This is a genomic window from Mesorhizobium sp. WSM4806, assembly GCF_055811635.1.
Genome location: NZ_JBVVQZ010000003.1, coordinates 338,238 through 352,383, shown reverse-complemented (window position 1 = coordinate 352,383; position 14,146 = coordinate 338,238). Strand labels below are relative to the sequence as shown.

The following is a 14,146-nucleotide window of genomic DNA, read 5'->3' as shown; positions in this document are numbered from 1 at the left end:
GCCTCAGGCGTCGATCGGCCGCCAGCTGAACGGCATGCTGGCACTCGTGCCGGATTCCTGCGCCGTCAGGCCTAGGCCGTAATACTTCAATAGGGACTCCAACTCGCCATGCCGCTGTGTCCAGCCGCTATTCGCGGCACGGCATTCGAGCCCAGAGGACGCTTTGTTCCATGGCTGACCACCGTCAAAAAGAGCGCTGTTAACCAAATTTTCTAACCCGCCAATGCTTATTCGGGCGATTGAAGGGGTGAGGTGATCGATGTGCGATTCAAACATAAGCGCATTTCCGCTGCATCGGCGGCGGAAATTGGTCGAAGGGATCGCCCTGGTCCTGGAGTCCAAGAACGGGGAGGACGCGAACGCCTTCTGGCGCAACACCGCCAAGGCAATTCTCGTTCAATTATCCGAATCAGGAATTGCACCCGGGCTGGCCGAACAGGAAGTCGGAACGCTTCTTCATGCTGTCTTGGATGATATAGCCACCCGCAGTGCGGCGAAACTAGCACAATAGCATTGGCTGGCTCACGACGATGGATTGCCGCGTGGCACCACTGCATCCGTCAAATGCAAGGTTTTTCAATGCGGATGAAAAGATAGCCGCGTTCGTCGAAATCATGCCTCACCGTTGCAGACACCAGCCAGTCGGGTCATGAAGGGCTCGGATGAGCCCTGACGCCCCTTACTGCGCAATCGGGGAGGAAATCCTGCGCATGGGCGCGATCACGTTCGGTCTATGTAGCTGCCCCCACCATGCGCGCCTATAACACGAAGAAGTCGTCCACTGTGAGGAATGTGCTCGGGTCCAAGACGGCAAACTTGACAGTCGCCGCGCCTCCTGCTCCGTCCACATCAAACAGCAGATCGCCGGTCTCCTTGTCGTAAATGATGTGGTCGTTGTCATCGATGGCGTGCTTGCCGACGACGAAAACCGCAGCGGAAAGCGAGCCGGCCGACAGCCCGACGAATGCGGAGCTGTCCAGCCAGAACACATCGTCGAGCGCATTGAAGTCTTCTATCCTGTCGTAGTTCGCCGGCCCAAGTGCGTCGAACACGAAGACATCCCTGCCCCCCTCGCCGGCCAGCAGGTCGCGGCCGGCGCCGCCATTGAGGATGTCGTCGCCAGCACCACCTCGCATGTCGTCGGCGCCGGCGCCGCCGTCGAGGACGTCGTCGCCAGTGTCACCGCGGACGCCGTCTGCGCCCTCACCACCGCTGATCTCGTCATTGCCAGCGCCGCCCTTCAGCCAATCGGTGCCCGCGCCTCCAATGATGTCGTCCGCGCCCGCGCCGCCGAACAGCTGGTCGTGGCCGGCGCCGCCGTCGAGCGTATCGTTGAACGGGGTGCCGCTGATGCGGTCGCCACCGCCCAGCGCGGCGACGAGCACGGCATGATCATGGCTTGCGTAGCTCGCGACGTTTTTGGCGTCGGTCAGGGTAATGGATTCGGCCGGCGGAGTGACGGTGATCGTAATCGTCGCCACATTGCTGTTGCCCTGGCCGTCCGTAACGTAAACCGTAAAGCTGTCGGTGCCGATGAACGCTGCCTCCGGTGTGTAATCGAACAGGTTTCCGCTCAGAAAATCCGCATGATAGTGCAGGGTAGTGCCATAATGACCCTGGTGAAACGGGTAGTGGTTACCGTCGAAACTCGTCTCCTGCTCCAGGGTGCCGCTGTCCGGCCCGTCCAAGACGATAAAGTTCAAGAGATCGTAGTCGGCATCTGTCGCGCTGAACTTGACGTCGTCGAGAGATTGCGCCTGCGAAATCGACAAGTCCAGGTCGGCAACGTTGGGCGCGTGATTAACGAAGGTGTCGGACTGAAGCACGCCCCCTTTCAAGATGATCTGATGCTGACCGTATTGAGTGTTTTCGCCGCCGAAATATTCGTTCGCCCCGACCCATGTCACCGTGAGGTCGTCGGGGCTGTCGGCGCTGATCGAGATGATCCGGACCGACTGGAAGGCCGCCTGGTCGGACACGGTGCGGAGAAAATTGCCTTCGTTGTCGAAGACCTGCGTTTCCACTGTCGTCCAGGTTTCGGTCCTGCCCTCGTGGGTGAAGCTGGTGATGGTGAAGAAGCCATCGAAGACATCGACCGAAGCTAGTTCGATCCCACCGAAAGGGAAATCCGGCTTTGCGCCTATCGGTCCGATTACGTCGCCGTCTGTTTCCGTAATGCTGAAAAGGACCGAGTCAGGACTCGGATTGGGATTCTCGGGTTCGTTCCATACGATGAGTTCGCTGCCATTGCTTAAGGTCGGCATCCTGTCTCTTCCTTGCCTTTGCCTGGACGTGCTGCGGATGGCCCCAATTCCAACGGTAACATGTTACGCGAGACGGATCGGTGACAAACCCAACCGCCTTTCGCCTTCTACGAATGTGGTTAATTCGGTGATCATGCCGAACTGTCTGATTGGATTCGGCAATGGGCCGACGCTGGTGAAATCCAGTCGGCGATGCGGCGAGCCGACGAGGTGCGGTCGTGCTGGCATCAGGGACTGCGGACCCGAAGCGATCTCTGCTCCAAAGGATCATTCGCAGGATCACCCTCAACTCGTCTCGCCCGTTCGGCCCGACCTTCCGCTTGCGAACCGGACGGCCTATCTCGACTCGCTCGTTGGACGCGGCGACCGGCCCTGGCGGCAGCATCTCATGCGCCATTTCTCGTAGGAGGGCAAAGCGTTGGTTTCGCGCCGAACGACACTTAACGTCGCCTCCCGCAGTCAGCAACGCCAAGCCTTGAGCGCACGGGTGAGGAGCCGGGCGTCATTTAGCTGGGTAGCGCAGATTTCGAACGCTTTGGTCGGCCCGTGCCAGCGCAGCTCCTCGACATTATCGAAGAGGCGAGCGTCGGTGCGCAGCGTCGCGAGATTTTTGAACAAAAGCGCGATCTCTCTCCGCTTGCCGAGGATTTCCTGCGGAAAGCTTTCAAGCGGGCCGTAGCGGCCAAGCAGCCGGGCGGCCGAGACCAGGCCGATGCCTTCGAGACCCGGGTAGCCATCGGCGGCATCACCCACGAGCGCGAGGAAATCTGGGATCAAGGCCGGCTCAACTCCGAACTTCTCGCGCACGCCGGCGGCATCGCGAATTTTCTGGGTCCTGCGGTCTACCTGGACCACATGGTCACCGCGCACACACTGCGCGAGATCCTTGTCCGGCGTCCAGATGCACACCTTCTGCACGCCCTCATCGGCAGCCGCGCTGTGTGCCGCGGATGCCAGCGCGTCGTCGGCTTCCAGCTCGATCATCGGCCAGACCGCCACTCCCATCGCCGCCAGGGCGTCCTCGAGGGGGTGGAACTGCGCGAGCAATGCCGGCTCGATGCCATCCCCGGTCTTGTAGCCGGGCCAGAGCTGATTTCTGAACGATTCGATTACATGATCGGTGGCCACCCCAATATGTGTGGCGCCGTTCTCGATCATCTCCAGCACTGTATTCAGCACGCCGACGACGGCGCCAAACGGCTTGTCCTGGCCATTGTTGAACCGGCGTTGGCCATAGAAGTGGCGAAACAGTTCGTATGTGCCGTCTACCAAATGAATGATCATCGCAATCCTTAGGGAAACAACATCCGGCCCGGTCTGCCATACCGATAGCGGCATCCAGGGATGGTTCAGTCGAAGAAGCACGCATCCTCTTCCCTGAGATACTTTCGGGCTGCTTCGGCGTCGAGATCGAGGCCCAGCCCCGGCGCATCTAGCAGATCCACCATGCTGTCCGTCACGATCTGCGACGGCAGGCCGATTACGAGGTCCTCCCACCAAGGGTCGGAGGCGCTCGGATATTCGAAGGCGATGTAGTTGGCGGGCAAGGTGGCGCAGACGTTGATCAGCGCGCCGAGGCCAAGCAGGCCGTTCGCCGTGCCGTGCGGCGCCATCAGGATCGAGTGCATATGGGCGTGCTCGGCGACCCATTTGAGCTCGGCAATGCCGCCGATATCGGCAGGATCGGGGCCGATGACGCGCACCGCCTGCGTCTCGATCAGTTCCTTGAAATTGTGCCTGAGGTAAATCTGCTCGCCGGTATGGATTGGCGTCGAGGTCGAGGTGGTCAGCTCCCGATAGGCCTGCGGATTGACCCACGGCACATAGTCGCCAGTCAGCATGTCCTCGAGCCACATCAAATTGTATTTTTCGACCGCGCGAGCGAACTTGATCGCATCGGGCAGCATCCAGCCCGGGCCGCAGTCGAGCGCCAGGCTTACCTTGTCGCCCAGCACTTCCTTCATCGCGATCACGCAGTCGAGCATGTGATTGAAACCACGCTCGCTGATCACACCCTGATCCATGGCACCGTGATAGCCGGCCTGCTTCTGCGTCACGCCGTAATGGAAGCCCTCAATGGTGTCCTTCATGTTGGAGTGGAACGAGATTCCCTGCTTGATCATGAAGAAGTTCTGCGGCTGCTCCATCATCCATTTGACGTCAGCGGCGTAATCCTCCGGCCGGTCGCCCGTGCGTTTCCTGCGGATCGAGCCGTTGTAGACGCGCACCTGGTCGCGCACCTTGCCGCCGAGCAGTTTGTAGGCCGGCACGCCTGCGGCCTTGCCGGCAATGTCCCACAGCGCATGCTCGATAGCGCTGACCGCTGCGCCATAGGGCTTGAAAGAGCCGCGTTGGCGGATCTTCAGCATCACCCGTTCGACGTCGGTCGGGTCCTCGCCGATCAGCGCCTCGCGAAAATGCAGGACCCAGGGCTTGAGGTAGGGCTTGGTGTACTCGACCTCGCCCAGGCCATGGAGGCCCCCGTCGGTGACGATGCGAACGATGGGGTGCTTGCCGATAACAGCGCAACGGAGGTCGGTGATCTTCATCTTCGGCTCTTTTCCGCCTCAGCTCCAGGTGCGATCCCAGGAATACTCGTTGTCCCAGTGATCCGTGGGCTGCCAGATGCCGGTGACACCCGGCTGCAGATGCTGCGAGATCACCTCGTCGACGACGTCGTCAATCCCCAGGCCCGGCTTGTCGGGAACGGTGATAAAGCCGTCCTTCACGAGCGGCTTGGCAACGCCGGTGACGATATCGTCCCACCAGTCGACATCGGCAGAGTGGTATTCGAGCGCCATGAAGTTTTCGGTCGCAGTCGCGACATGTGCCGCGGCCATTGCCGCGATTGGACTTTCCGCCATATGGATGGCCATAGCGACGCCGTGGTCCTGCGCCATGTCGCCGATCTTCTTGGTTTCGAGGATGCCCCCGCTGGTGAGCAGGTCTGGGTGGATAATGGAGAGGCCGCCGCTCTTGAGCAGAGGCTCGAAGCCCTCCTTGAGGTAGATGTCCTCGCCGGTGCAGATCGGCACCGTGGTGGCGTCCTGCAGTTGTCGGTAGTGCTCGGTGTACTGCCATGGGATCACATCCTCGAGCCAGGCCGGCACATATTTTTCAATCCGCCTGGCGAGGCGAATACCGTTCTGCAGTGAGATGTGGCCGACGTGGTCGATGGCGAGCGGAATATCCATGCCGATAACCTCGCGAACCTCGGCAATGTACTGCTCAAGCAAGTCGAGGCCCTTGTCGGAAAAGTGGAGGCCGGTAAACGGGTGGGGGACGTTATGCAGATCGTAGGCGGCGTTGCGGGCGCGCCGCTCTCCAAGGGACTTGACCTGGCCGCGGCCGGGCTGGACGCGGTACCCATCAAGTGAGCCGGCAGGAGACACGACCGCACCGGGGACATCGGCGATCTGCATCAATCCCAGATCCATCTTGAGGAAGGTGAAGCCGAGCGCCATGCGCTGCTTGAGGCGCTTGCCGGTCTCGGTGCCGCTCGGCACGGTGGCGTCGGTATCGCAATAGAGGCGCACCTTCTCGCGAAACCGGCCGCCGAGCATCTGGTAGATGGGCACGCCATAGGCCTTGCCGGCGAGATCCCACAACGCGATTTCGACCGCCGAGACGCCGCCGCCTTGCCGGCCGTGCCCGCCGAACTGCTTGACCCGGCGAAACAGGCGATCGATGTTGCAAGGATTCTCGCCAAGCAGCCGGCTCTTCAGCATCAGCGCATAGGTGGCGCTGGCGCCGTCGCGCACCTCGCCAAGCCCGACGACGCCCTGGTTGGTATAAATCTTCAGCAGGGTCGAGGTGAACGGCGCGCCGACGATTTCGGCAACCCGCATGTCGGTGATGCGGAGCTCGGATGGCTTGGAGTTCGCATTCACCCGATTGAGCGCCTCGTCGGCCGTCTTTGCCATGACTTGTCCTCGTTCTGGTGGATGGGGCATGTCGCCCGCACGCCGGGCCGGCATAGGGCGTTGCTAGCCCAGCTCGATCTCGTGGGCCTGCAGATAGTCACGGTCCATCTCGATACCGAGACCAGGCTTCGACGTCAGCTTGAGGCTGCCGTTCGAGACGTCGAGCGGTCTGTCGATGAGGTGATCGTATTTGCCCAGGTTCCACTCCGACGTTTCGAGCCTGTAGAAGTTAGGAACGGTTATCATCACCTGTGCTCCCGCAACCACGTTGATCGGTCCCGCGGCGTCATGTGGCGAGACCGGGATGTAGTAGGCTTCGCATAGGGCAGAAATCTTCTTGAGCTCGGTAATGCCGCCGGTCCAGGTGACGTCCGGCATGATGTAGTCAGCGAGCCTGTTCTCGAGTACCGGCACGAAATCCCACTTCGTGTGGCCGCGCTCGCCCCACGAGATGGCAGCACTGACTTTTTCACGCACCTGCTTGAGGGCGTTCAGGCTCTCGGGCGGGCAAGGCTCCTCGAACCAGTCGATCTGGCCGGCTTCCTCAAGACTCCGACAGAGGCGAATGGCGGTGGGAACGTCGAAGCGGCCATGCGCGTCGATGAGAACGTCGACGTCAGGCCCCGCCGTTTCGCGGATCAGAGCCGTGAGTTCGGCGGCTTCGCGCTCGTCCTTGCGGGTCATGCTGCCATCGAGGTAGCCGTCCCGCTGTTCGCGGGGCAGGCCATCGGCGCTGTGGCCCTGGTGGGGGAAAGGATCGAACTTGAGCGCAGTGTGTCCGGACTCGACGATGTCCAGAATTTCGCGGACCACCGCCTCCTTGCTGGTGAATTTGGCCTGGTTGGGATGGGTGTATAGCGCGATTTCATCACGTACCGGTCCGCCCAGCAGCTCGTAAATCGGCCTGCCGAGGACTTTGCCCCGGATGTCCCAGAGGGCTATATCGATGGCGCTCACGCATTCGACGGCGGCGCCGCGGCTGCCCATATAGGTGAAGCTGCGAAAGATCTTGTGCCAGAGATGCTCGATACGCGCTGGATCCTCGCCTGTCACGGCGACGCCGATCTGCCGCAGGATCGTGCAGAGAGCGCGGTTGGCGAGCCTTGTCGTGGTGGTGATCTCTCCCCAGCCACTCACCCCCTCGTCGGTCGTCACTTCGACGAACAGGAACTCTCCCCAATAAGAAGCATCGGACTTGATCAGCCACGGCCGAATGCTCGTGATTTTCATCTCAATCCCTTTATCTGAAATGCTTAGGGCTAACGGTGTTCGAGACTGGACCTTTGTTCCTATCCGGCCCGAGCGGCGTTGCGCGCACGCATCTGTTCGAGGATATGCCGGCCGGAACCCTCGACATGGCGGGAAACGAGTTCGGCCGCCTTGTCGGCTTCTCCCGCTTTCACGTGCGCGATGAGTTCGCGGTGCTCGCGAATGATCGCGGCACGACGCGCCAGGGTGAAATTGAAACGCCGGCTCACGGCTCGCAGCACTTCGCGATGCTTCCACCAAAGTTCAGCGGCATGGCGGTTATAGTGCCGCTGGTACATCACGGTGTGGAAGGCGGTATCCAGTTCGCTGTGCCTGAATGTGTCGGCAAAATTGTTCTCTTCAATCAGCCCTTGGAGACGTTCGAGTTCGGCGATGTCCTCGCCGGTCGCCATATTCACAAACCATCGCGTCAGGGCCGGCTCGATCAGAACACCGATTTCATAGATATCCCGGACAAAATCCTGATCTATCGGTCGCACGCGCGCCCCGCGGTTGGGGAGAAAGGTGACAAAACCCTCCCCGCGCAACAGCTGCAGGGCCTCGCGCACGGGGTTGGTCGAGGTGCCGTGACGCCGGGCGAGATCGGTGACCACAAGCCGTTCGTTGGCGGCGAGCCGTCCCTCGATGATGTCCTCCCTGATCAGTTCATAAAGCGAGGCGCCCTCGCTGGAGGCCATGGGGTCAGTCTCCACCGGTGGCATGGCTTTAAAATCATCTATTTCGGCCAAAGCCCGGCTCCCCTGATCAATACATGCCCTGCCCGTTATCACACACGGTTTTCACAAACAATGTACGATCCAGCGCGTTGACAGGCAATCCGTGATCTGAAAACGTACAAAATGATCGAAGGGATACATAGAACAGAAGGCGTCCCGCGGTCGAACGAGCTAGACCGCTTTGCCTCGGCGCAGGGCGGCATGGAGAACCAGGGAGGATACCTATGACGAGGATTACGCTCGGCAGTGCGGTCCTGCGCGGCACTGTCGCCACTGCTTTGATAGCATCGCTGATGTCCACATCGGCGCTGGGAGCGCCAGTCGACCTCAGCAAGTGGTCGCCGGAATATGTGCGCTCCATTGCCGGCACACAGGATTTTGACACCGCGGCCGATTGCGCCAAGGTCACTCCGCTCGACTACAAGGGGCGACTGACTTTCTGGTATCAGGGCGTGTTCGAGGGCGACCCCGATCTTTTGCGCCAGTACTACAAGGATTTCTTCGAGACCTTCCGCAAGACCTATCCGAACATCCAGCTCGAGGAACAGGCCCTCACCTACAACGATCTTCTTGACAAGTTCCGCACGGCGCTCCTGGGCAATGCCGCGCCGATGGCGGTCCGCCTGCAAATCCTGGGTGGTACCGAGTTCGCCTCAAAGGGCCACCTGGAGCCGCTCAAACCCGAGGATGTCGGGTATTCCACCGAGGATTTTTGGCCCGGCGCCATGAAGGCCGTGACCTGGGAGGGGGTGACCTACGGCATTCCAACCAACAACGAGACGATGGCGTTCATCTGGAACGCCGACATCTTCAAGCGTGCGGGCCTCGATCCGGACAAGGCTCCGGCAACCTGGGACGACGTCGTCAAGTATTCCAAGCAGATCCACGACAAGCTCGGCATTGCCGGTTATGGCCTCGTGGCACGCAAGAATGCCGGCAATACGCCGTACCGCTTCATGCCGCAGCTGTGGGCCTATGGCGGCGGCGTCTTCGACGAAGCCACCGAGAACCCGACCTATGAGGAGGTCAGGCTCGATAGCCCGCAGAGCAAGGCCGCGCTGCAAGCCTCGTACGACATGTATGTTCGCGACAAGTCGGTTCCGGTTTCGGCACTCACCAACCAGCAGGCCGACAATCAGCCCCTGTTCCTCGCCGGCCAACTCGGCATGATGATCTCGCATCCGTCCGACTACGACGTCATGCTCGACCTGCAGAAGAAGGCGACGGGCGCCGACAAGGACAAGGCGCAGACCGTCATCGACAACATGCGCTACGGCCTGATTCCCACTGGCCCCGACGGCAAGCGCGCAGTCGTTTTCGGCGGCTCGAACATTCACATCCTGAAGCCTGAATATGTCGAGGGCGGCAAGGTCGACGAGCCGGCCGCAAAGGCTATCATCTGCATGTGGACGAGCCCTGAATGGTCGCTGAAGATGGCCTATGCCGGCTCGAACCCGGGCAATCTTAACGGCTTCAAGACCAAATGGATGAAGGAACGTCTGGACAACATCAAGTTCCTCGACGTGACGACCTCGATGCTGCCATACGGCATCCCGTTCCCGGCGCTGCCGCAGGCTCCCGAGATCATGAACATCATCGTGCCGGACATGCTGCAGAATGCCCTGACCGGAGCGATGACCGTCGACGAGGCAGCGGACGACGCGGCCAGGAAGGTAAGAGACCTGATGGGCGGACTCTAATCCAGGCCTGACCGGCTGCACCGATAGTGCAGCCGGTTCGTTAAGAACAAACAAGGGCGCGCCATAGTGACGATCGTGACCGGCAAGGCCGAGGCTCGCCGAAGAGTGCAATCCGGCAGGTCCGGCGTGCTACGCCTGATATGGGAGCATCGCGCCGACTACGCGTACGTGCTCCCTGCGATCGTCGTGATGCTGATCGTCATCGCCTATCCGATCTACTACACGATCGAGCTGTCGTTCTTCAAGACGCCGCCTGGCCTGCAGCTTCGCGACAAGACCTTCATCGGCTTAGACAACTACACGACTATCCTCACCAGCGAGGTGTTCTGGAGGGTCACCTGGAACACTCTGATCTGGACGCTGGGCTCCACTTTGATTGCCTTTGTCCTGGGGTTTGCCACCGCGCTGGCGCTCCACCGCGAGTTTGTCGGCCGCGGCGTGCTGCGCGCAGTCCTGATCATTCCCTGGGTCATCAGCGCGGTCGCCGCCTCCTATATCTGGAAGTGGATCTATCATTCGGACTTCGGAATCATCGGTGCGGTGCTGGTCGGCCTCGGATTGGCCGACCGACCGCCGAATTTCATCGACAGCGTCAGCACGGTGCTGCCATCCCTGATCGTCGTCAATATCTGGCGCGAGTTTCCGTTTGCCATGATCATGATGATGGCCGGCCTGCAGACCGTGCCCGAGCAGTTGCTGCGCGCCGCGCAGGTCGACGGCGCCAGCGCCTGGCAGCGCTTCTGGCACGTCACCTTCCCGCACTTGCGCAACGTCTCGACGGTGACAATCTTGCTGCTGGCGGTGGCCAACTTCAATTCCTTCATCATCCCCTGGATCATGACCGGCGGCGGGCCGTCCAACGCATCGCATATCTGGATCACTCACATTTATGAGCTCGCCTTCGGCCGGCAGCGCTGGGGCGTGGCATCTGCCTATTCGGTGCTGCTGTTCCTCACCCTGATGACGCTCGGCTACTTCTACGTCCGTGCGCTAAGCGGCAACGAGCGGCAAGAGGGGAGCGCATGAGCACGACTGCCGAGACAGCCCCGCGAGCCCTGAGCCGTCGCCGGGTGCGCGTCGACGGATGGCGGTGGACCGGGCGCATCTTCCTCGCGTTCATGCTGCTTTACACCGCGGTGCCGATGATCTGGATGCTGATCACCTCGATCAAATCCGGGTTCGCGGCTATGGAATTCCCGCCGCAATGGTGGCCGGACGAACCGACGCTCGCCAGCTACCAAAAACTGCTCGATCCCCAGAACAGCGTCGGCCAGGATTTTCTCCGCTTCTTCTGGAACAGCCTTTTCGTGTCGACCGTTACGACAATCCTCTCGGTGATCGTCGCCGTCCCTGCGGCCTACGCGTTTTCGCGCTTCAGTTTCCCCGGCCGGAATTTCCTGTTCTTTTCCGTGCTGCTGCGCAACATGTTCCCAGCGGTGATATTTCTCGTACCGCTGTTCATCCTGATGCGCCTGCTCGGCTTGATGAACACGCACGGCTCGCTGATTCTCACCTATCTCACCTTCGGCCTGCCGTTGGCGATCTGGTTGCTCAAGGGCTTTTACGACAACATTCCGGTGCAGCTCGAGCAGGCGGCGCGCATCGATGGGGGAACGCGGTTCCAGGCCTTCATCCTGATTGTGATGCCGCTCTCGGCGCCGGGGATCATCGCCACCGCGATCTATTCGTTCATCGGCGCGTGGAACGAGTACATCTACGCCTACACCTTCCTCACCAAGAACGACCAGTTGACGCTGCCGGTCGGCATCCAGCGCTTCTTCTCGGAAAACACGACAGACTTTCCGGGCCTGATGGCGGCCAGCTTCATGATGAGCGTGCCCGTCGTGGTGCTGTTCCTCGTCCTGCAACGATACTTCGTACGCGCCCTTACAGAAGGCGCGGTCAAGCACTAGGGAGTTGCCGATGGCCCACGTGGCCCTCAAAGATCTCGTAAAATCCTATGGCGGCTTCAAAGCCGTCAATGACGTGTCACTGACGGTCAATGACGGCGAGTTCGTTGCGCTCGTCGGCCCTTCAGGCTGCGGCAAGACAACCACGCTCAATCTCGTCGCGGGGCTGATCCCGATCACATCGGGCGACATCGTCATCGGCGATCGGGTGGTCAACGACCTCGACCCCAAGGACCGCGACATCGCCATGGTGTTCCAGAATTACGCGCTCTATCCGCAGAAATCGGTTTACAAGAACCTGGCGTTCCCGCTGCAGATGCGCAAACTGCCCAGGGACGAGATCGACAGGAAGGTCAAGGAAGCGGCGCGCGTGCTCGACATGACGCACCTGCTCGAGCGCAAGCCGCGCGAACTTTCGGGCGGGCAGCAGCAGCGGGTGGCTCTGGGCCGTGCGCTTGTCCGCGACCCCGCCGTGTTCCTTATGGACGAGCCGCTCTCCAACCTCGACGCCAAACTGCGCGTGCAAATGCGGTCTGAGATCAAGCGCTTCCATCAGGACCTCAAGGCGACGATCATCTATGTGACGCATGACCAGCTCGAAGCCGTCACCATGGCCGACAAGATGGCGGTGATGAACGGCGGCTACCTGCAGCAATATGATTCACCGGCGCAGGTCTTTGCCCATCCCGTCAACATGTTCGTCGCCAGCTTCATCGGCAGCCCGGCGATGAGCCTTATTCCGCTGCAGGCATCGACGGCAAACGGCAACGCTGTGTTGACCAGCGCGGAGGGCTGGAGCTTCGAGCTCTCGCCGCGCAACGCCCGGAAGGTCGCAAGGGCAACGACCAGGAAAGTCGTGCTCGGCGCACGTCACTCGACGATCAAGCTGCGCAACAGCGCGGTCCCCGGTGCCATTCCGGCCAAGGCTTACACGGTGGAGCCGACCGGGGACGTCACCTTCGTGCAGGCGTTCCTGTCCGGCGCCATCGTCAACGTCAGCGTGCCGCCGAACATTGCCGTCGCCCCCGATGAACAGATCTGGCTCGAGTTCGACCAGGAGCGGATGCATCTGTTCGACGGCGAAACCGAAATGGCCCTCAAGGCCAACTGAGACGGGCGCCAAACTGAGACCGGGCGCCAACCGTGACGGGGCGCCAACTAATACAGGGCGGATGCGTTTGAAACGTGGGCGTGGATGACTACGAAGCTTAAGATTACCGCGATCAAGCCCTATCCAGTGTGGGTAGGAACGCGCAACCAGATGCTCGTCAAGGTCGAGACCGACCAGGGCATCTTCGGCTGGGGCGAGAGCGGCTTGAGTGGTCGCGAGAAGGCGGTGGCCGGCGCGGTCGAGCACTATCGCGAGTTTCTCATCGGCCGCGACCCGATGCAGATCGGCCGGACCTGGCAGGAGCTTTATCGCAGCCAGTACTTCGAAGGCGGACGTGTTCTGCAGGCGGCGATTTCCGCCATCGACATCGCCCTTCACGACATCAAGGGCAAGGCGCTGGGAGTGCCGGTCTACGAGCTGCTAGGCGGCAAGCAGCGCCACCGCATCCCCACCTTCGCCTCGACCGGAGACGAGGCCGAAGGTGACGCTGCCATCGAACGAGCCCGCGAGCTGCGCGCACAGGGGTGGCAGGCGATCCGCTTCTTCCCCGCCGGGCAAAACAGCAGGGACATCTTCGAGCCGCGCGAGTCGATCGGCGCTACCGCCAGTATCCTCAACAGGGCGCGCGAGGCGCTGGGCGATGACGTCGTCCTCGGCATCGACTATCATCATCGGCTGTCGGTGGCCGAGGCGGCGAGCTTCTGCAACAAGCTCGGCCGCGGCGTGCTTGATTTCCTCGAGGAGCCGATACGGGACGAGACACCGGGTGCCTACGAATCGCTGCGTACGATGACCGACATCCCCTTTGCCATCGGCGAGGAGTTTTCCAGCAAGTGGCAGTTCCTGCCCTACATCGAGCGCGGCATTCATCAGTTCAACCGGCTCGATGTTTGCAATGTCGGCGGGCTTACCGAGGCGATGAAAGTCGCTGGCTGGAGCGAGGCGCACTATGTGGACCTGATGCCGCACAATCCCCTTGGTCCGGTGTGCACGGCCGCGACCGTGCATCTCGCTGCCGCGGTACCCAACTTCGCGTGGCTCGAGACCAGGGAACCCGAAACAAAGCTGGGCTTCGACAATTCCGACTTCTTCCCCGTGCAACCACGGCTTGACGGGACCGACTATCCGGTCGGCGATTTGCCGGGGCTCGGCGTCGAGGTCAACGAGGAGGCGATCCAGGCGGCGAGCTTTCGTTTTTGGGAAGCGCCTCACCTTAAGCGCCGCGACGGTTCTGTTACGAACTGGTAGTTGCC

The 14,146-nt window shown here is 61.2% G+C and carries 13 protein-coding genes; 6 read left to right on the top strand and 7 right to left on the bottom strand.

Features of this window, described 5'->3' with window-relative positions; all coding sequences use genetic code 11:
• Positions 1-3: 3 nt before the first annotated feature.
• Positions 4-276 (bottom strand): hypothetical protein, encoded by a 273-nt coding sequence (locus AC0L2M_RS07100; RefSeq protein ID WP_473534446.1) that lies wholly within the window; start codon positions 274-276, stop codon positions 4-6.
• A gap of 31 nt (positions 277-307) precedes the next feature.
• On the opposite strand from AC0L2M_RS07100, the gene AC0L2M_RS07095 reads away from it, so the two are divergent.
• Positions 308-511 (top strand): DUF6074 family protein, encoded by a 204-nt coding sequence (locus AC0L2M_RS07095; protein ID WP_236473698.1) that lies wholly within the window; start codon positions 308-310, stop codon positions 509-511.
• Positions 512-758: 247 nt separating this feature from the next.
• Here the strand turns inward: AC0L2M_RS07095 and AC0L2M_RS07090 are convergent, their stop codons facing one another.
• From AC0L2M_RS07090 to AC0L2M_RS07065, 6 genes are all read right to left on the bottom strand, one after another.
• A complete protein-coding gene (locus AC0L2M_RS07090; RefSeq protein WP_473534445.1) occupies positions 759-2,264 on the bottom strand; it encodes an Ig-like domain-containing protein in 1,506 nt (501 codons plus the stop codon).
• A 459-nt stretch (positions 2,265-2,723) separates the two neighbouring features.
• The gene (locus AC0L2M_RS07085; protein WP_473534444.1) at positions 2,724-3,629 is read right to left on the bottom strand and encodes a 5'-3' exonuclease; all 906 of its coding nucleotides are present in this window, start codon (positions 3,627-3,629) and stop codon (positions 2,724-2,726) included.
• Entirely contained in the window at positions 3,614-4,813 is a 1,200-nt protein-coding gene (locus AC0L2M_RS07080; RefSeq protein ID WP_473534443.1) for a mandelate racemase/muconate lactonizing enzyme family protein, read from the bottom strand. Before AC0L2M_RS07080 ends, AC0L2M_RS07085 begins: the two co-directional genes overlap by 16 nt.
• Before the next feature lie 18 nt (positions 4,814-4,831).
• Positions 4,832-6,187, bottom strand: coding sequence for a mandelate racemase/muconate lactonizing enzyme family protein (locus AC0L2M_RS07075; RefSeq protein WP_473534442.1), 1,356 nt, complete (start codon positions 6,185-6,187; stop codon positions 4,832-4,834).
• 63 nt (positions 6,188-6,250) lie between these two features.
• Complete coding sequence (locus AC0L2M_RS07070) at positions 6,251-7,417, bottom strand: mandelate racemase/muconate lactonizing enzyme family protein (protein WP_473534441.1); 1,167 nt, start codon at positions 7,415-7,417, stop codon at positions 6,251-6,253.
• Positions 7,418-7,476: 59 nt separating this feature from the next.
• Positions 7,477-8,184: a GntR family transcriptional regulator gene (locus AC0L2M_RS07065; RefSeq protein ID WP_027151244.1), complete on the bottom strand. Its 708-nt coding sequence runs from the start codon at positions 8,182-8,184 to the stop codon at positions 7,477-7,479.
• 212 nt (positions 8,185-8,396) lie between these two features.
• On the opposite strand from AC0L2M_RS07065, the gene AC0L2M_RS07060 reads away from it, so the two are divergent.
• The 5 genes from AC0L2M_RS07060 (at position 8,397) to AC0L2M_RS07040 (ending at position 14,141) form a co-directional block, all read left to right on the top strand.
• The gene (locus AC0L2M_RS07060) at positions 8,397-9,872 is read left to right on the top strand and encodes an ABC transporter substrate-binding protein (protein WP_473534440.1); all 1,476 of its coding nucleotides are present in this window, start codon (positions 8,397-8,399) and stop codon (positions 9,870-9,872) included.
• A 66-nt stretch (positions 9,873-9,938) separates the two neighbouring features.
• Entirely contained in the window at positions 9,939-10,898 is a 960-nt protein-coding gene (locus AC0L2M_RS07055; protein WP_473534439.1) for a carbohydrate ABC transporter permease, read from the top strand.
• Entirely contained in the window at positions 10,895-11,785 is an 891-nt protein-coding gene (locus tag AC0L2M_RS07050) for a carbohydrate ABC transporter permease (RefSeq protein WP_473534438.1), read from the top strand. Before AC0L2M_RS07055 ends, AC0L2M_RS07050 begins: the two co-directional genes overlap by 4 nt.
• Positions 11,786-11,795: 10 nt before the next feature.
• A complete protein-coding gene (locus AC0L2M_RS07045; protein ID WP_473534437.1) occupies positions 11,796-12,893 on the top strand; it encodes an ABC transporter ATP-binding protein in 1,098 nt (365 codons plus the stop codon).
• Positions 12,894-12,977: 84 nt separating this feature from the next.
• Entirely contained in the window at positions 12,978-14,141 is a 1,164-nt protein-coding gene (locus AC0L2M_RS07040) for a mandelate racemase/muconate lactonizing enzyme family protein (RefSeq protein WP_473477777.1), read from the top strand.
• Positions 14,142-14,146: the final 5 nt, after the last annotated feature.